Source organism: Pseudomonas sp. S3_A03 (genome assembly GCF_054668275.1).
On the sequence record NZ_CP162753.1, the window covers coordinates 3,458,362 to 3,476,275 of the forward strand.

The 17,914-nt window shown below is 61.9% G+C and carries 16 protein-coding genes and 1 pseudogene; 1 reads left to right on the forward strand and 16 read right to left on the reverse strand.

Going from position 1 to position 17,914, the window contains the following annotated elements:
- Positions 1–59: 59 nt before the first annotated feature.
- From trpC to AB4O25_RS15875, 13 genes are all read right to left on the reverse strand, one after another.
- Positions 60–896, reverse strand: a complete 837-nt coding sequence (trpC, locus tag AB4O25_RS15815) for an indole-3-glycerol phosphate synthase TrpC (RefSeq protein ID WP_017530825.1) — start codon at positions 894–896, stop codon at positions 60–62.
- The gene (gene trpD / locus AB4O25_RS15820) at positions 893–1,942 is read right to left on the reverse strand and encodes an anthranilate phosphoribosyltransferase (RefSeq protein WP_015886156.1); all 1,050 of its coding nucleotides are present in this window, start codon (positions 1,940–1,942) and stop codon (positions 893–895) included. The genes trpC and trpD overlap by 4 nt, the downstream gene beginning before the upstream one ends.
- 9 nt (positions 1,943–1,951) lie before the next feature.
- Positions 1,952–2,545 carry an aminodeoxychorismate/anthranilate synthase component II gene (locus tag AB4O25_RS15825; RefSeq protein WP_017530824.1) on the reverse strand — a complete coding sequence of 198 codons (594 nt, stop codon included), beginning with the start codon at positions 2,543–2,545 and terminating at the stop codon, positions 1,952–1,954.
- Between the two features lie 10 nt (positions 2,546–2,555).
- Positions 2,556–4,037 (reverse strand): anthranilate synthase component I, encoded by a 1,482-nt coding sequence (gene trpE / locus AB4O25_RS15830; RefSeq protein ID WP_017530823.1) that lies wholly within the window; start codon positions 4,035–4,037, stop codon positions 2,556–2,558.
- Between the two features lie 70 nt (positions 4,038–4,107).
- On the reverse strand, positions 4,108–4,926 hold the full coding sequence (locus tag AB4O25_RS15835; protein WP_017530822.1) for a phosphoglycolate phosphatase: 819 nt from the start codon (positions 4,924–4,926) through the stop codon (positions 4,108–4,110).
- The gene (gene rpe, locus AB4O25_RS15840) at positions 4,923–5,597 is read right to left on the reverse strand and encodes a ribulose-phosphate 3-epimerase (RefSeq protein WP_460149755.1); all 675 of its coding nucleotides are present in this window, start codon (positions 5,595–5,597) and stop codon (positions 4,923–4,925) included. Before rpe ends, AB4O25_RS15835 begins: the two co-directional genes overlap by 4 nt.
- A gap of 85 nt (positions 5,598–5,682) precedes the next feature.
- Positions 5,683–6,831, reverse strand: coding sequence for an iron-containing alcohol dehydrogenase (locus AB4O25_RS15845; protein ID WP_017530820.1), 1,149 nt, complete (start codon positions 6,829–6,831; stop codon positions 5,683–5,685).
- 169 nt (positions 6,832–7,000) lie between these two features.
- On the reverse strand, positions 7,001–7,825 hold the full coding sequence (locus AB4O25_RS15850; protein WP_003176462.1) for an ABC transporter permease: 825 nt from the start codon (positions 7,823–7,825) through the stop codon (positions 7,001–7,003).
- Between the two features lie 12 nt (positions 7,826–7,837).
- A complete protein-coding gene (locus AB4O25_RS15855; RefSeq protein WP_017530819.1) occupies positions 7,838–9,085 on the reverse strand; it encodes an ABC transporter permease in 1,248 nt (415 codons plus the stop codon).
- Between the two features lie 161 nt (positions 9,086–9,246).
- Positions 9,247–10,290 (reverse strand): ABC transporter substrate-binding protein, encoded by a 1,044-nt coding sequence (locus AB4O25_RS15860; protein WP_017530818.1) that lies wholly within the window; start codon positions 10,288–10,290, stop codon positions 9,247–9,249.
- 44 nt (positions 10,291–10,334) lie between these two features.
- The gene (locus tag AB4O25_RS15865; RefSeq protein WP_017530817.1) at positions 10,335–11,447 is read right to left on the reverse strand and encodes an ABC transporter ATP-binding protein; all 1,113 of its coding nucleotides are present in this window, start codon (positions 11,445–11,447) and stop codon (positions 10,335–10,337) included.
- 214 nt (positions 11,448–11,661) lie between these two features.
- Positions 11,662–12,291 (reverse strand): response regulator, encoded by a 630-nt coding sequence (locus AB4O25_RS15870; RefSeq protein ID WP_017530816.1) that lies wholly within the window; start codon positions 12,289–12,291, stop codon positions 11,662–11,664.
- 12 nt (positions 12,292–12,303) lie between these two features.
- Positions 12,304–14,304: a PAS domain-containing sensor histidine kinase gene (locus AB4O25_RS15875; protein WP_135196594.1), complete on the reverse strand. Its 2,001-nt coding sequence runs from the start codon at positions 14,302–14,304 to the stop codon at positions 12,304–12,306.
- 77 nt (positions 14,305–14,381) lie between these two features.
- Here AB4O25_RS15875 and AB4O25_RS15880 point away from each other — a divergent pair, with 77 nt between their 5' ends.
- Complete coding sequence (locus tag AB4O25_RS15880; protein WP_017530814.1) at positions 14,382–15,353, forward strand: alpha/beta hydrolase family protein; 972 nt, start codon at positions 14,382–14,384, stop codon at positions 15,351–15,353.
- A gap of 63 nt (positions 15,354–15,416) precedes the next feature.
- Here AB4O25_RS15880 and AB4O25_RS15885 read toward each other — a convergent pair whose 3' ends face one another.
- The 3 genes and pseudogenes from AB4O25_RS15885 to AB4O25_RS15895 all read right to left on the reverse strand — a co-directional run bounded on the left by AB4O25_RS15885 (position 15,417) and on the right by AB4O25_RS15895 (position 17,881).
- Positions 15,417–16,184: a TerB family tellurite resistance protein gene (locus AB4O25_RS15885; RefSeq protein ID WP_017530813.1), complete on the reverse strand. Its 768-nt coding sequence runs from the start codon at positions 16,182–16,184 to the stop codon at positions 15,417–15,419.
- Position 16,185: 1 nt separating this feature from the next.
- Complete coding sequence (murU, locus tag AB4O25_RS15890; RefSeq protein ID WP_017530812.1) at positions 16,186–16,860, reverse strand: N-acetylmuramate alpha-1-phosphate uridylyltransferase MurU; 675 nt, start codon at positions 16,858–16,860, stop codon at positions 16,186–16,188.
- Positions 16,857–17,881: pseudogene (locus tag AB4O25_RS15895) on the reverse strand (aminoglycoside phosphotransferase family protein). Before AB4O25_RS15895 ends, murU begins: the two are co-directional and overlap by 4 nt.
- Positions 17,882–17,914 lie beyond the last annotated feature (33 nt).

Genomic DNA, 17,914 nt, shown 5'->3' on the forward strand with positions numbered 1-17,914 from the left:
AAACACAAAACCCAATGTGGGAGGGGGCTTGCTCCCTCCCACATTTTGAGCGCATTTCATCAATCCAGAGTCGAACCGCTGACCGCCACGCCCCGCTCCGGGAAAAACAAGCGTTGCAGCTCTGCCCCTGGGTTCTCGGCGCGCATGAACGTCTCGCCCACCAGGAACGAATACACCTCGCTGATTTCCATCAGTTCCACGTCGGCGCGATTGACGATGCCACTCTCGGTGATCACCAAACGGTCGCGCGGGATACGTGGCAGCAGGTCGAGGGTGTTTTCCAGGCTGACTTCAAAGGTGTGCAGGTTGCGGTTATTCACCCCCACCAACGGCGTGTCGAGGGTTTTCAGCGCACGTTCCAGCTCATCGCCATCGTGCACTTCCACCAGCACGTCCAAGCCAACACTTTTGGCCACGGCCGCCAGCTCGGCCAGCTTCACGTCATCCAGGGCGGAGACGATCAGCAGTACGCAGTCGGCGCCCAAGGCACGCGCTTCGACGATCTGGTACGGGTCGACCATGAAATCCTTGCGGATCACCGGCAGCTTGCACGCCGCGCGGGCCTGTTGCAGGAACAGATCAGAACCCTGGAAGTAATCGATATCGGTCAGCACGGACAGGCACGTAGCGCCGCCCTTTTCATAGCTGACCGCGATTTCTGCAGGTACAAAGTGCTCGCGGATCACGCCTTTGCTCGGCGAGGCCTTCTTGATCTCGGCGATCACCGCCGGCTGCTTCTTTTTCGCCTGGGCGATCAAGGCATTGGCAAAACCACGCGGTGCATCCGCATTTTTGGCCAAACCTTCCAGCTCGGCCAGGCTTACGCGGGCGCGGCGCTCGGCGACTTCTTCGGCTTTTCGGGCGAGGATTTTTTCCAGAACGGTCGGCACACTCATCCTTCATTCTCCATCTTGAATACAGCGGTGAATGCACCCAGCTCTTCGAGTTTTTCGCGAGCCAGACCGGTATGCAGCGCATCGTGGGCCAATGCGACACCTTCTTTAAGACTATAGGCATGGTCGGCCGCGTAAAGTGCCGCGCCAGCATTCAGAACGATCATTTCCGCAGCTTTTTGGCCGTTCTCGGTCTTGCGCCGCCCCAATGCATCGCGAATCAATTCCAGCGATGCCGCCGGGCTTTCTACCGCCAAACCGTGCAGGCTCTGGCTCTTCATGCCCAGGTCTTCAGGCTCGACCCAATATTCAGTGATTTGGTCATTCTTCAGCTCTGCCACGAAGGTCGGTGCAGCCAGGCTGAATTCGTCCAGGCCGTCTTTGGAATGCACCACCAACACGTGCTTGCTGCCCATGCGTTGCAGCACTTCGGCCAATGGCCGGCACAGCGCCTGGCTGAAGACGCCCACCACCTGGTGCTTCACACCGGCCGGATTCGTAAGCGGGCCGAGCATGTTGAACAAGGTACGCAGGCCGAGGTCCTTGCGCGGGCCGGCGGCGTGCTTCATCGCCCCGTGATGAGACTGGGCAAACATGAAGCCGATGCCCACATTGTCGATACAGCGCGCCACTTGCACGGGCGTCAGGTTCAGGTAAATACCGGCCGCCTCCAGCAGGTCGGCACTGCCGCTCTTGCCGGACACCGCACGGTTACCATGCTTGGCCACGGTGCAACCAGCCGCCGCCACTACAAAAGACGAAGCCGTCGACACGTTGAAAATATTCGCACCGTCACCGCCGGTGCCGACCACGTCGACCACACCGTCGAGGGTCTTGAGCTCAACCTTGTCCGCCAACTCGCGCATCACCGAGACGGCGCCGACGATTTCGTCGATGCTTTCGCTCTTCATGCGCATGGCCATCATAAACGCGCCGATCTGCGCGTCGGTGCATTGGCCGGTCATGATCTCGCGCATCACATCGCTCATTTCAGCGGTGCTCAGGTCCAGATGGCCGACGATACGGCTCAGGGCAGTCTTGATATCCATGGAAAGTCCTTAGCGCGTGCCGCCGCTCTGCTTGAGAAAGTTGGCGAACAGCTCGTAGCCCTGCTCGGTCAGGATCGACTCGGGGTGAAACTGCACCCCTTCGATGTTCAATGTCTTGTGGCGCAGGCCCATGATCTCGTCGACGGAGCCGTCTTCCAGTTGGGTCCAGGCCGTCAGTTCCAGGCATTCAGGCAGGGTTTCACGCTTGACTACCAGCGAATGGTAGCGAGTGACCGTGACCGGCAGGTTAAGGCCTTCAAACACGCCCGTGTTCTTGTGGAACACCGGGCTGGTCTTGCCGTGCATCACCTGGCGCGCACGCACCACATCACCGCCAAACGCCTGGCCGATGGACTGGTGACCCAGGCATACACCCAGGATCGGCAGTTTGCCGGCGAAATACCGGATGGCTTCGAGGGAGACACCCGCCTCGGTCGGGGTGCACGGGCCAGGCGAAACCACGACGCGCTCGGGGTTCAGCGCAGCGATTTGCGCCACGGTGAGTTCATCGTTGCGCACCACCTTGACCTCGGCACCCAGCTCGCCCAGGTACTGCACAACGTTGTAGGTAAAGGAATCGTAGTTATCAATCATCAGCAACATGGGGGAAACCTCAGGAATTGGGGGTCTGTTCAGCCAGCGCAACAGCGCGGAACATTGCGCGGCGCTTGTTCAGGGTTTCTTCCCATTCGAGGGCCGGCACCGAGTCGGCGACGATCCCGCCACCGGCCTGTACATGCAGTTCCCCGTCCTTGATCACTGCCGTGCGGATCGCAATGGCCGTGTCCATGTTGCCGTTCCAGGCGAAATACCCCACCGCGCCGCCGTAGACGCCGCGTTTGACCGGCTCCAGTTCGTCGATGATTTCCATCGCACGGATCTTCGGCGCGCCCGACAACGTGCCGGCCGGCAGAATCGCGCGCAATGCGTCCATCGCGGTCAGGCCGGCTTTCAGCTCGCCAGTGACGTTGGACACGATGTGCATCACGTTGGAATAGCGCTCGATGACCATCTTCTCGGTCAATTTCACCGAGCCGATTTCCGAGACGCGCCCGGTGTCGTTGCGGCCCAGGTCGATCAGCATCAGGTGCTCGGCGATTTCCTTGTCGTCGCTCAGCAGGTCTTCTTCCAGCGCCACGTCCGCTTCTTCGGTCGCACCGCGCGGGCGAGTGCCGGCAATCGGGCGCACGGTGATCAGGTTGTCTTCGACGCGCACCAACACTTCCGGCGAACTGCCCACCACGTGGAAGTCGCCAAAGTTGAAGAAGTACATGTACGGCGTCGGGTTGAAGCAGCGCAGCGCCCGGTACAGGTCGATGGGCGCCGCCTTGAAGTCGATGGACATACGTTGCGACGGCACTACCTGCATGCAGTCGCCAGCGAGGATGTATTCCTTGATCGTGTCGACGGCGCGCTCGTAGTCATCCTGGGTAAAGCTGGAACGGAACACCGGGTCGGCTGCTGGCGGACGGCTGAGGTCCAGGCCGCGACGCGGGGTGATCGGCTGGCGCAGTTTGTCCAGCAGGGCTTCGAGGCTGGCCTGGCCTTGTTCGAAGGCATCCGCCTGGGCCGGATCGGCCAACACGATCGCATGCATTTTGCCGGCGAGGTTGTCGAACACCACCACCGCATCGGACACCATCAGCAGAATATCCGGCACGCCCAATGGGTCTGGATTCGGGCATTTGCCCAGGCGTTTTTCCACATAACGCACGCAGTCGTAGCCGAAATACCCCACCAGGCCACCGTTGAAACGCGGCAGGCCAGGGATGGTCGGCACGTTGTAACGCGCCTTGAAGGTTTCGACGAAGGCCAGTGGGTCTTCCACGTCGTGGCTTTCGATCTCGACGCCGTCATGAGTGATGCTCACATGATGGTCGTGTACCCGCATCACCGTACGGCATGGCAGGCCGATGATCGAATAACGCCCCCACTTCTCGCCGCCCTGCACCGATTCCAACAGATAGGAATTGGGCTCGTCGGCCAGTTTCAGGTAGATCGACAGCGGTGTGTCGAAGTCGGCCAGGGTTTCGCAGGCCAGGGGAATACGGTTATAGCCGGCAGCGGCCAAACGCAGGAATTCTTCGCGGGTCATGAGGTGCCTCGTGGTGTGAGGGTCTAACAGTCAGGTAGGCAAACGTGCCGCAGAGCGCGGCCAGGATCAGTCAGGCGCGCCAACGCCAGCGGGCCAGGGCCTTGATGACTTTCATCCAGAGTTTGCGAGTGACCACCACGATGGAATTTCCAGAAGGGGACGGATCGGTATCGGGCAACGTTATCTCAGCGCCCGCTCCCAAGCAACCGGGGATTAGCAGTCGCAGGTCATCAATGACCAACGCCGGAGATTCCTCGGCAATCGGCCGGCCATGGTTATAGCCGTAGCTCAAGGCTACGCACTGCACACCCGCCGCTTTTGCCGCCTGCACGTCGCTGCGCGAATCGCCGACAAACAATGACTGCGAGGCCGGGATATTGGCCATTTTCATCACAAAAAACAGCGCCGCCGGGTCAGGCTTTTTCTGCGGCAACGTATCGCCGCCGATGATCCAGCGGAAATAACGGCCGATCTTCATCTGGTCCAACAGCGGCGCAACGAATCGCTCCGGCTTGTTGGTGATCAGGGCCATTTCCACGCCCTGCTTGCTCAGCCACTTGAGGGTGTCACGTACGCCGGGGTAAACCACGGTCAGTTCATGGTCGCCTTCATAGGCCGTGTTGAACAATTCCAAGGCGTGTTCGGCTTCCACCTCGTCGACACCGTCGGCCTCGATGTGGTTGGCCAGGGCCCGGCGCACCAGCATCGGCGCGCCGTTGCCGACCCATTCGCGTACCGACTCCAGCCCCGCCGGCGGGCGCCCCAGTTTGAGCAGCATCTGGTCCACCGCCGCCGCCAGGTCCGGCACCGAGTCGATCAAGGTACCGTCCAGATCGAACATCACCAGCCGTGGCAGTTTGCCGGGGAACAGCTGCTCAAAGCCGCTCATGGACGCGCCAGCGCCAGTTCGGCGCGCATTTTGGCGATCACTTCCTGATAGTCCGGGGCATTGAAGATCGCCGAACCGGCGACGAAGGTGTCGGCACCGGCGACAGCGATTTCGCGGATGTTGCTGACATTGACCCCACCGTCGATTTCCAGGCGGATATCACGGCCCGAGGCATCGATCAGCGCGCGGGCTTCACGCAGCTTGTCAAGAGTGCCGGGGATGAACTTCTGCCCACCGAAACCTGGGTTGACGCTCATCAGCAGCACCATGTCGACCTTGTCCATCACGTACTTGAGCACGTCCAGCGGGGTAGCCGGGTTGAACACCAGGCCCGCCTTGCAACCGCCTTCGCGGATCAGTTGCAGGGTACGGTCGACGTGCAGCGAAGCTTCCGGGTGGAAGGTGATGTAGGTGGCGCCGGCTTCGATGAAGTCGCCGATGATGCGGTCCACCGGGCTGACCATCAAGTGCGCGTCGATCGGCGCGGTGATGCCGTATTTGCGCAGCGCCGCGCAGACCATCGGGCCGATGGTCAGGTTGGGCACGTAGTGGTTGTCCATGACATCGAAGTGCACGAAGTCGGCACCGGCGGCCAACACGTTGTCCACTTCCTCACCCAGGCGGGCGAAGTCGGCGGAGAGAATCGATGGGGCAATAACGAAGGGCTGCATGACGCACCTTTTCTGAGCTAAATCACGATGGCGCGCATTGTATACCTCATGCTTTGCTGCGCGCACCGTGACCTGGCTCAACGGCCTAGTAAGCGGCCCGGTAGATTTTCTCGATATCCGCCACGCTGAGCTTGCGCGGGTTGTTGCGCATCAACCGTTCGATCCCCGCAGCTTCAGTGGCCATGGCCGGGATCGCGTTCTCGGGGATTGCGAAACTGCGCAGGCCTGCCGGGATCTCCACGGCGGCGCAGAGTCGCGTCATGGCCTCCACCGCCTGGTCGGCAGCCTCATTGACACTCAGCCCGCTGGTATTGACGCCCATGGCCTGGGCAATGTCCTGCATGCGCTCGACACAGGCCAGCTTGTTCCAGTGCATCACGTAGGGCAGCAACAGCGCATTGCTCACGCCGTGGGCAATATTGAAACGCCCGCCCAGCGGGTAGGCCAACGCATGCACCGCCCCCACCCCGGCGTTACCGAAAGCCATGCCGGCCATCAAGCTGGCGGTGGCCATATCGTCCCGGGCCTGCAAATGGGCCGGGTTGGCGTAGGCCTTGGGCAGCGCCTTGGCGATCAGCTTGATCGCACCGATGGCCAAGGCATCGGTGATCGGCGAGGCGTTCAGCGACAGGTACGACTCAATGGCATGCACCAGCGCATCCACGCCGCTGGCGGCGGTAACGCTGCGCGGGCAGGTCAGGGTCATTTGCGGGCTGATCAGCGCCACGTCCGGCAACAGGTAATCGCTGACGATACCTTTTTTCAACTGCGCGACTTTGTCGGAGAGGATCGCCACATTGGTGACTTCCGAGCCGGTGCCGGCCGTGGTCGGGATCGCGATCAATGGCGGGCCTTTACGCGGTACCTGATCGATACCGAACAAATCCGCCAGCGCGCCGTGGTAACCGGCATAGGCCGCCACGCTTTTGGCAATGTCGATGGCGCTACCGCCGCCCAGGCCAATCAGGCCGTCGTGCCCGCCGTCGCGGTAGGCCTGCATGCAGTCTTCGACAATGGCTATTTCCGGGTCGGGCAGCACGCGGTCGAAGATTTCGTAGCTGCGCTCGCCCAGGTGTTCGAGGGCCAAGGCTACGGTGCCGGATTTGACCAGCACCGCATCGGTGACAATCAGCGGGTTGTCCACATCCAGACGGGTAAGCTCGGCGGCCAGCTGCCCGATGGCGCCTGCGCCTGTCAGCAATTTGTGGGCGATCTTGAATGAGGAAGTACTCATGTGCGCGGCCTCTTATCAATGATGGGGCTGGCACAAGAGTAGCTGATGCATAGGGGTTGTCTGCCATTCAGCGGCTGAATGGTCTTGGAGGCTCAACACAAAACCCCTGTGGGAGGGGGCAAGTCGAATCGTCGCACCGCCCCTCCCACATTTTGATCTGTGCTGGGCTCTAGACCTGTGCTGTCCGCAGCTTCTCGCTACGGCCACGCAACCACTCCAAGGTCAGCAACAGCAACACCGAGAACGCAATCAGCAAGGTCGCCGCCGCCGCAATCGTCGGGCTGAGGTTTTCGCGGATACCGCTGAACATCTGGCGTGGCAGGGTTGCTTGCTCGGGGCCGGCAAGGAACAGCGTCACCACCACCTCATCGAACGAGGTGGCAAAGGCAAACAACGCGCCGGAGATCACCCCCGGCGCAATCAGCGGCAGGGTTACCCGACGAAACGCGGTCAAGGGCGAAGCCCCCAGGCTGGCCGCTGCCCGCACCAGGTTATGGTTGAAACCCTGCAAGGTCGCCGACACGGTGATGATCACAAACGGCACACCCAGCACCGCATGCACCACGATCAACGAGAAAAAGCTGTTACCCAGGCCCAACGGCGCAAAGAACAGGTAACTGGCCACGCCGATGATCACCACCGGCACCACCATCGGCGATATCACCAGGGCCATCACCAACGCCTTGCCGGGGAAATTCCCACGGGTCAGGCCAATCGCCGCCAGGGTGCCGAACACCATCGCCAGCACCGTGGCCGCCGGGGCGACGATGATGCTGTTTTTCAGCGCACGCATCCATTCGGCCGAGGCAAAGAAGTCGTGGTACCACTGCAGCGAAAAGCCTTGCAGCGGGTACACCAGGAAACTGCCGCTGTTGAACGACAGCGGGATGATCACCAGCACGGGCAATATCAGGAACAGCAGGATCAAGCCGCAGAGAATCCGCAAGCTGTAGAACCACACCCGCTCCACGGGGGACATATAAGGGCTCAGCATCGCAAGGTCTCCTTAGCTCAGGCGCAGGCGGCTGGCGCCGACCAGCCGGTTGTAGATCAAGTACAGCACCACGGTCGCCAGCAGCAGCAGGCCGCCCAACGCCGTCGCCATGCCCCAGTTGATGCTGGTGTTGGTGTAGAACGCCACGAAGTAGCTGACCATCTGGTCGTTCGGGCTGCCCAGCAACGCCGGAGTGATGTAGTAACCAATCGCCAGAATGAACACCAACAGGCAACCGGCGCCCACACCGGCGTAGGTCTGTGGGAAGTACACGCGCCAGAAACTGGCGAACGGGTGGCAGCCCAGGGAAATGGCCGCACGCATGTAGGTGGGTGAAATGCCCTTCATCACGCTGTAGATCGGCAAAATCATGAACGGCAGCAGGATGTGCACCATCGAGATGTAGACCCCGGTGCGGTTGAACACCAGCTCCAAGGGTTTATCGATCAGGCCCATGCCCATCAGCGCGCTGTTGATCAGGCCACCCGATTGCAGCAGCACGATCCATGCGGCGACCCGCACCAGGATCGAGGTCCAGAACGGCAGCAACACCAGGATCATCAGCAGGTTGCTTTTACGCGCCGGCAGGTTGGCCAACAGGTAGGCCAGGGGGTAGGCCAGCAGCAGGCAGATGACCGTGATCACAAGCCCCATCCAGAACGTTCGAGCAAAGATGTCCAGATAGATTGCCTGGTCGGGAGTAGCCGGGGCGATTTCGCCCAGGTCGTCGATACGGTGATCGACCGCCGCCAGCAAGTAATACGGCGTCAGGCTGCTGGTATTGCGCCGGATCGCCTGCCAGTACGCCGGGTCGCCCCAACGTTCATCGAGGGTTTCCAGCGCTTCTTTATAAGAGGCCGGCGCTTCGGTAAACGGCAGCGCCCGTGCGGTTTTGGTCAGCAGGCTGCGGTAGCCGGCCAGTTCCATGTTCAAGCGCTTGGACAGGTCGCCCAAGGTCTGGTTTTTGCGCGCTTCACCCAGGTCTTCACTCAGCGCCCGGTATACCGGCTCGCCCGGCAGGCCACGACCGTCCCAAGCTGTCACCGCCATCACGGTACGCGGCAAGCCGCCCACCACTTCCGGGTTACCGACACTTTTAAACAACAGCGCAACGATCGGCACCAGGAAGACCAGCAGCAAAAACAGCACCAGCGGCGCAATCAAGGCCTGGGCCTTCCAGCGGTTAAGCCGCTCGGCACGCGCCAGGCGCTGCTTGAGGGTGGGGCTGTTGACCTCGTTCGAGGGAACGGCGATGGCCATGGCTGACTCCGGATCTTAAAGATGAATGCACACCCTGTGGGAGGGGCGGTGCGACGATTCGACTTGCTCCCGATAGCGGTGGATCAGTCAGCCTGTGTATTGCCTGACAGTCTGCCATCGGGAGCAAGTCCCCTCCCACAGGGGTTCAGCGGTGCTGCTGGTTACTTTGCAGCCCAGGAATTGAAGCGCTGCTCAAGCTGCTCGCCGTTATCGGCCCAGAAGCTCACATCGATCTGCACCTGGTTGGCGATGTTCTCTGGCGTCGTCGGCATGTCCTTGAGAATGTCCTTGGCCAGCAACGGTACGGCTTGGGTATTGGCCGGGCCGTAGGCGATGTTTTCCGAATAGGTCTTCTGCTGCTGCGGCGCCACCGAGAAGGCGATGAATTTCTTCGCCGCTTCCGCGCGGTCTTTGGCCAGGCCTTTAGGAATGGCCCAGGCGTCGAAGTCGTAGATGCCGCCGTTCCACACCACTTTCAGGTTGCTTTCTTTTTGCACGGCAGCGATGCGGCCGTTGTAGGCCGAGCTCATCACTACGTCACCCGAGGCGAGGTACTGTGGCGGTTGTGCGCCGGCTTCCCACCATTGGATCGACGGCTTGAGTTCGTCGAGCTTCTTGAACGCACGGTCCTGGCCGTCTTTGCCGGCCAGTACTTTGTAGACGTCTTTGGGCGCTACGCCGTCGGCCATCAACGCAAATTCCAGGGTGTACTTGGCGCCTTTACGCAGGCCGCGCTTGCCCGGGAATTTCTTGGTGTCCCAGAAATCCGCCCAACTGGTGGGCGCGGAGGCCAATTTGTCGGCGTTGTACGCCAGCACGGTCGACCACACGAAGAAGCCCACACCGCACGGCTGGATCGCGCCTTTTACGTAGTCTTCGGCTTTGCCGAACAGTTTCGGGTCGAGCGGTTCGAACATGTCTTCGTCGCAACCGCGGGACAATTCCGGCGATTCCACTTCCACCAGGTCCCAGGACACGCTCTTGGTGTCGACCATGGCTTTGACCTTGGCCATCTCACCGTTGTACTCGCCGGCAACGATCTTGCCGTTGCCCGCGCTTTCCCACGGTGCATAGAAGGCCTTGACCTGTGCCGCCTTGTTCGCGCCACCAAAGGACACAACCGTCAGGTCCGGGCCGGCGGCCATGGCCTGTGTCGCGCCCATCAAACCGAGGGCGAGCGCTGAATACTTAAGGGATTTCAACATTGTTGTTCTCTCCACGTGCAGGGTTGGTGAAGCCATGGGGGCGATCAATTCGCCTCTAAAAGTGGGTCGAGTGCGCGAACGTGCTCGACTTGCCAGCCAATCGGTACCACGTCGCCGACCGCCAGGGCCGGGTCCAGCTCGGCAATCGGTTGTTTCACAAAAAAATCGGCCTTGCCGCAGACTTCCAGGCGTACGCGCACGTGGTCGCCCAGGTAGATGAATTCCGCCACTCGCCCCGAAAAACGGTTGCTGCAGCTTTCGCTGGAACCGTTGAGGCTGACGCGTTCCGGGCGTACCGACAGCGTCACCGGGCCGCCGAGCTGGCCGACGTTGATCGCCAGGGCCTCGACCTTCTCGCCCCGCGCCAGCTCGACCACGCAGCGGTCGCCGGTGTGGCTGTGCAAGCGCCCGTTGAGACGATTGTTCTCGCCGATGAAGTTGGCCACGAAGGTGTTTCTGGGCTCTTCGTACAAGGTGCGTGGCGGGGCGATCTGTTGGATCTCGCCCTGATGAAACACCGCCACGCGGTCGGACATGGTCAGGGCTTCACCCTGGTCGTGGGTCACATACACCACCGTCACGCCGAGGCGCTGGTGCAGGTGCTTGATCTCCATCTGCATGTGTTCACGCAGTTGCTTGTCGAGGGCGCCGAGGGGTTCGTCCATCAGCACCAACTGTGGCTCGAACACCAGCGCGCGGGCCAAGGCCACACGCTGTTGCTGGCCGCCGGACAATTGCGCCGGGTAGCGCTGGGCGAAAGCGTCAAGCTGGACCATGCTCAGCACGCGTTTGACCCGCTCGCTGATATCGGTCTTGCTCAACCCGCGCACCGAGAGCGGGAACGCCAGGTTCTCGGCGACGGTCATGTGCGGGAACAACGCGTAGTTCTGGAACACCATGCCGATGTCGCGCTTGTGCGGCGGCACGTTGTTGATGGCGCGCCCCGCCAGCTGGATTTCGCCGGCGGTGGGGGTTTCAAAGCCGGCGAGCATCATCAGGCTGGTGGTCTTGCCCGAACCGGATGGCCCGAGCAAGGTGAGGAACTCGCCCTTGCGAATCTCCAGGTTGAGGTCTTTGACGATCAGGTTCTCGCCGTCGTAGCTTTTCTGCACGCCACGAAAGCTGACCAGTACATCATTTGAATCCACCTCGCTCATACCCGCACCTTTGTGTTTTGGACTGCTGTGGCACAAGCGTAGTCCACGCCAGAGCCCCCGGAAATCGGGGGCCAGGAGAGATTTGCATCAGCCGGATGGAAGGCTGGGGGTAGGGATCGCCCTACATCAATGGCGGGGATGGAACAGTGTCACGGCCGCACGCGCCGGGAATGGCTTCAGTACGGGTTAAGGGGCGTCGCAAACAGGCATGTCGTCACAGAAGTTTGTGTTCCATGGCGTACTTCACCAGTTCAGCCAGGGAGGTGATGTTGAGCTTTTGCATCAAGCGCGCTTTGTGGGTACTGATGGTTTTGCTGCTCAGCGCCAGTTGCTGGGCGATATCGTTAACGTTGGCGCCTTGGGCCAGGCGCTCGAACACCGAGAACTCGCGCTCCGACAGCAACGCATGCAGCGGCCTGGCGTCGGTGAGGCCGACTTCAAAGACCATGCGGTCGGCCAGGTCCGGGTCGATATAGCGCCCGCCGGCGGCCACCTTGCGAATAGCGGTGAGCAGCAACGCCGGGTCACTGTCCTTGGTTGCATAGCCGGCGGCGCCCACCTTCAAGGCGCGGGCTGCCATCTGCGCTTCGTCGTGCATCGACAGCACCAGGATCGCCGGCGGGTTGCTCAACGCGCGAATCCGCGCAATCGCCTCCAGGCCGTTGACGCCAGGCATCGAAATGTCCAGCAGGACCACCTCGCAGGACACGTGGCGCAAGGTCTCCAGCAACTGTTCGCCATTGCTCGCCTCGCCTACCACCAGCAGGTCTTTGGCCAGGCCGATCAGTTGCTTGATGCCTTCACGAACAATGGTGTGGTCTTCGGCTACCAGTACGCGGATCACAGGGGTTTCCTCTTATTGTTTGGCATCCAGCGGCACCATCACGCTCAGGGTGGTGCCCTCCCCCAACTCACTGTGCAGGCTTAATTGCCCACCCATGATCAGCACCCGCTCGCGCATGCCGACCAGGCCAAACGAGACCGCGCGGCCTTCAGGCTGGACGAAGCCAACGCCGTCGTCGCTGATGGTCAAGCGCAAATCGCTGCCGTCCATCGCCAACGTCAGCTCCACAGTATGCGCCTGGGCATGGCGCATCACATTGGTCAGCGCCTCCTGCAGGATACGAAACAGGCCTATGGCCTTGGCGTCGCTCAGGGCCGGCAGGTTATCCGGCACCTGCACCAGGCAGGGAATGTGCGTACGCGCTTCAAAGCGGCGGGCTTGCCACTCGATGGCAGACGCAATCCCGGCATCGAGAATCGGCGGGCGCAGGGCGGTGGCTACGTCCCGCACTAGCTGGAACAACTGAGCGATCAGGCGTTTCATGCTGTTCAAGCGCTCGTGCAGGCCGGGGTCCAGTTGCGCATAGGCCAGCTCGCACATGGACGTTTCCAGCTTGAGCACCGTGAGCATCTGCCCGAGTTCGTCGTGCACTTCGCGGGCAATGCGCGCCTTCTCTTCTTCGCGCACGGTTTCCAGGTGCGCGGACAATTCGCGCAGTTGCGCTTCGCTTTGCAGCAACGCGGCCAGGGTACGGCGCAGTTCGGTGACGTCGTTGAGGTAAACCACAAGGTACTCGGCCTCGGCAAACCGCAAGAAGCTCAAGGACACGTTGGCCGGCAGGATGCTGCCGTCGGCGCGCAGGCAATCGGTGGCAAAATTCTGCGGCCCCTCTTCGCTGGCGCGCGCGCGCTTCCATAGGTTGAGCCAGCGGTCCATGTCCAGCGTGGGGTCGAGATCGACCAGCGGCCGCTCGATCAGCGCGCCGGGGTCGTAGCCGAGCATGCTTTCGGCGGCGCGGTTGGCGTAGCGCACATGGCTGTCCCAGTTGACCCACAGGATGCCGACGGTGCTTTGGTCGATAGAAAATTGCGTCAGGCGCAACGCTTGCGCACCGGCGGCGCGCGCGGCGCTTTCTTCGCGCGCGGCCAATAGGTCGTGTTCCAGCGCGCGTTGCTGGCGGCGTTGCCAGAACACCACCGCCAGGCTGGCGAGCAACAACAGCCCCAGCAACAGGCAGAGGTTTTGCCAAAAGCCTTTGGATTCGGATAAACGCGGGTATTTGGGCTGCAGCCAACGATTGTGCAGCTGGTCCAGGTCTCGGGCAGGGATGGCGCGCAGCGCGCTTTCCATAATGCCGGCCAACTGCGGCCAGTCGCGTCGAGTGGCCACGCGCAGCAACTGCGGCAAGCCGATATCCCCTACCACCGCCAACCCGGCGAACTCCGCTTCGCCGGACAAGCGACTCAGTTGCGCTTCATCGACGATGGCGTAGCGCGCCTGCTCGCTGACCAGCAATTGCAGGGCCTGGCGCTCCATGGGCACACCTTGCAGGTTGAGGCCTGGGTAAGTACCGCGCAGATAATCGGCCACGGCGCTGGGCATGCGCACGGCGACGCGAGACTGCCCATCGAGTTTTTCCAGCTCAACGGCGCCACCGCCCTCCCGGATGCCGACGATGTGTTGGGGCACACGCATATAGGGGTCGGTGAACAACCACAGGCGCAACCCGGCCGGGGTCTGTTGCAGGCCTGGGGCGATGTCGACTTCATCGTCGCGCACGGCGGCTTCCAACTGCTCCTGACTGGGAAAGTTGCGCCACACCAGGTCAATGTTCAGCGTCTTGGCCAGCCATTGCATCAGTTCCACATTGGCGCCGGACAAGCGTTGCAGCCGCCGGTCGTATTGCGCGTAAGGCGCCTGCAGCACCACACCTACCCGCAGCTCCGGGTGCGCGGCCAGCCATTCGCGCTGCTGCGCGTTGAGCTGTGCCTGCGGGACGACAGGCGTGGGGGCGGCGTTGGCCATAAAGGCAATGCACAAACAGCCGATAACCAGCAGACAGCGAAAACCCATGATCCACGTCTCACATCACTGACAAATACTGACCAACCCATTAGGCTGCTGGAATCTCTTCTGGCCGGGAATTAACGATGCTCTTTCTCCACCGTTCGGCACTGCCAGCATTGTGCCTGTCGCTGCTATTTACCAGCGCCTTTTCTGTACACGCCGCCGACACACCGCCGCCCGCCGAAAAACCCGTCGAGCGCCAACCCTTGCCCGAGCGCAGCCAGCAAGAGGCCAGTTCGCTGGAGCGCACCCTGCCGCAACAGGAACAACAGCAGTTGCAGGCCGGCAGCGACTCCTTCCTCGCCCTGTGGAAACCCGCCAACAGCTCCGAACCCGAAGGCGTGGTGATTATCGTACCGGGGCGCGGTGAAAATGCTGATTGGCCTCAAGCAATCGGCCCATTGCGGCGCAAATTGCCGGACGCCAATTGGGGCAGCCTCAGCTTGTCGCTGCCGGACGTAAGCGTCGACACCCTGCCGCCACGCGCCGCGGAAGCGCCCAACGCCACGGTCGACACCAGCAGCAAGGAAGCCAGCACCGCCGACAAACCGATCGAACAAGCCGCCAGCGCCGAGGCCGAAGGCACCGACCCGGCGGTGGTGGCGGGCGCCGATGAGCAGGACAAGACCGACGCGTCGCGTATCTTCGACCGCATCGACGCCGCCGTGGCCTTCGCCCAAACCCAAAGCGCACGTAGCGTGGTGCTGCTCGGCCATGGCACGGGCGCCTGGTGGGCCGCGCGTTACCTGAGCGAGAAACAACCGTCCCAGGTGCAGAGGTTCGTGATGGTCGCGGCGCAAACGCCCAATGGCCGCCATCCGGACGTGCAACAACTGGCCCCCGGCCTGAAGTTGCCGACCGCTGACGTGTTCTACCAAGACACCGCTCAATCCCGCAAAAACGCACTGGCGCGGGCCCAGGCCGCCAAACGCTTGAAGAATGATGGCTATAAGCAAGTGACCTTGAAGACCCTGCCCGGCAACAGCGCTGCCGAGCAAGAACAGTTGTACCGGCGAGTACGTGGGTGGTTGAGCCCACAGGCCGATGCGGACTGAAGAACAACGCAAAATCCATGTGGGCTTGCTCCCTCCCACATGGGATTGTGGTTATCCCTGGGGCTAGCGAAAATCCCGCCGCTCGCGAATCAACGCATAGGCATTGTGCAGGTCGCGGGTGCGCTCGGTGGCCTCACGCACTTGCGCAGGGGTGGCGCCACTGCCGGCAACCTTGTCCGGGTGGTGACGACTGAGCAGGCGGCGATAGGCGCGCTTGATTACCGACGGTTCAGCGGTGGCGGTTACGCCAAGCAAGCGCAACGCCTCCTGATACGTGCCGTTGCGATTGACCAGCGGCTTGCGTTCAGGCGTGTAGTCCGCCGCCAGGGCCTGGAGTTGTTGCGGTGTCCAGCCCAACCATTTACCCCATTGGTCGATCAGGTCGCGTTCAGCGTCATCCGCCCTGCCGTCCGCCCAGACCATTCGCCAGCACGCACGCAGCACGCCTTCGGCCGCGTGGGGCTGGGCCTTAAGCACGCGCAGATAGCGGCGCACCCGGTCGGAGCCGGATTTGCCACGGTTGAAGGCTGCGATTGCACGGCGCTGGGCCGAGTCGGTCATGTCCAGCGAGCGCATTTCCTGGCGCGCCTGCTGAATATGCCCATCCACCACGCGCCCGTTGCTTTTGGCCAGGCGCCCCAGCAACACAAACAGCAATTCGTCGTTACGCAACGCGGGACGCCCGCCCAGGCGCTCGCGCAGCTGTGCCCAACTGTGCAGTTGCAGGCGGCGATCCAGCGCCTGCCCTAGCAACGCACCCAACAAAGCCCCCGGAATACTGGCAATGGCAAAGCCAGCCCCGGCGCCGATCAGCGTCCCTGGCCACAACATGCTACTGCCCCGCTGTCAGCAGGGTTTCGACTTGCGCCAGGCGCTCCAGCGTGCCGACATCAATCCAGCGTCCCGCCATGTGTTCCCCCGTTACCAGACCCTTGGCCATCGCCGCCCGCAGCAGCGGTGCCAGCTTGAAGGCACCCGCGCTGCAACCCTCGAACAACTTGGGGTCAAGCACTGAAATGCCACTGAAGGTCAGGTTATCGGCACCGGGCGCGGCATCATGAAGCAAACCCTGATCGAGATAGAAATCCCCGCCTGAGGGGTGATGCGCCGGGTTGTCGACCATCACCAGGTGCGCCAGGCCCTGGAGCGGTTGCCTGAGCCGGGTAAAGTCGTAATCAGTCCAGATATCGCCATTGACCACCAGGAACGGCGCGTCTCCCAGCAGTGGCAAGGCCCGGAAAATCCCACCGCCGGTTTCCAGCGGCTCGCCCTCCGGGGAATAACGGATGCGCAGGCCAAACTGCGCGCCATCCCCCAAATAACTTTCGATCTGTTGGCCGAGCCAGGCGTGGTTGATCACGATATCGGTGAAACCGGCCTTGGTTAGCGCCTCCAGGTGATATTCGATCAAGCGCTTGCCACCGGCCTGCACCAACGGCTTGGGCGTGTGCAACGTGAGCGGACGCATCCGCTCGCCTTTGCCGGCGGCCAGGATCATGGCCTTCATACAACGGCCTTTGCGGGTTGACGCAGGCTGGTCAACAGCTCGGCCAATTCGCTCAGTTCCGGGCGATCGGCGAGCACCGCTTCTATATAAGCAAAGAAGCGCGGTACGTCAGCCAGGTAGCGCGGCTTGCCGTCGCGATGGCAAATGCGCGCGAAGATACCGATGACCTTGAGGTGGCGCTGCACACCCATCAGGTCGCTGGCACGCAGGAAGTCCTCGAAATCCGGCTGCACCGGGATCCCCAGTTCCGCCGCACGCTCCCAATAACCGCACTGCCATTCACGCACACGCGCCTTGGGCCAACTGAGGAAAGCGTCCTTGAACAGGCAGGTGATGTCGTAGGTAACCGGGCCGTAGACCGCGTCCTGGAAGTCCAGCACGCCCGGGTTAGGCTCGCTGATCATCAGGTTGCGCGGCATGTAGTCGCGGTGCACCAGCACCTTGGGCTGCGCCAGGGCGCTCTCGATCAGGTGGTCGCTGGCGCGTTGCCACAGAGCCTGCTGTTGTGTATCCAACTCGATACCCAGATGGCGGCGCACGTACCACTCCGGGAAGAGCTCCAGTTCACGGCGCAGCAAAGCAACGTCATAACTGGGCAGCGGCGCCTCCATCGGCAAGCGCTGGAACGCCAGCAGCGCGTCGATGGCGTCGGCGAATAATGCGTCGGCGTTTTGCTCGTCGATCACGTCCAGATAGGTTTTTGTGCCCAGGTCATTGAGCAAAAGAAAGCCGCGCGGCAAATCTTCCGCATAAATTTTTGGAACATTTATGCCCGATGTCGCCAGTAAATACGCGATATCGACGAAAGGTTTGCAGTTTTCCTGGGGGGCGGCGCGTCCATCACCACCAGCGTCCGGCCTCCCCCCTCCCAGCGAAAATAACGCCTGAAACTCGCGTCGCTGCTGGCCGCGGTCAATGTGGCCGGGGGTACGGGGCCCCAGTCCTGAGCGTTGAAAAGGATCGGCAACTGCTCTTCCAGCCAGACTTCCAGCTGTTGTAAACGTAGATCTTGCTCGGGCATTACAAGGGTCTCCGACGGCGCTAGCCGTCAAGC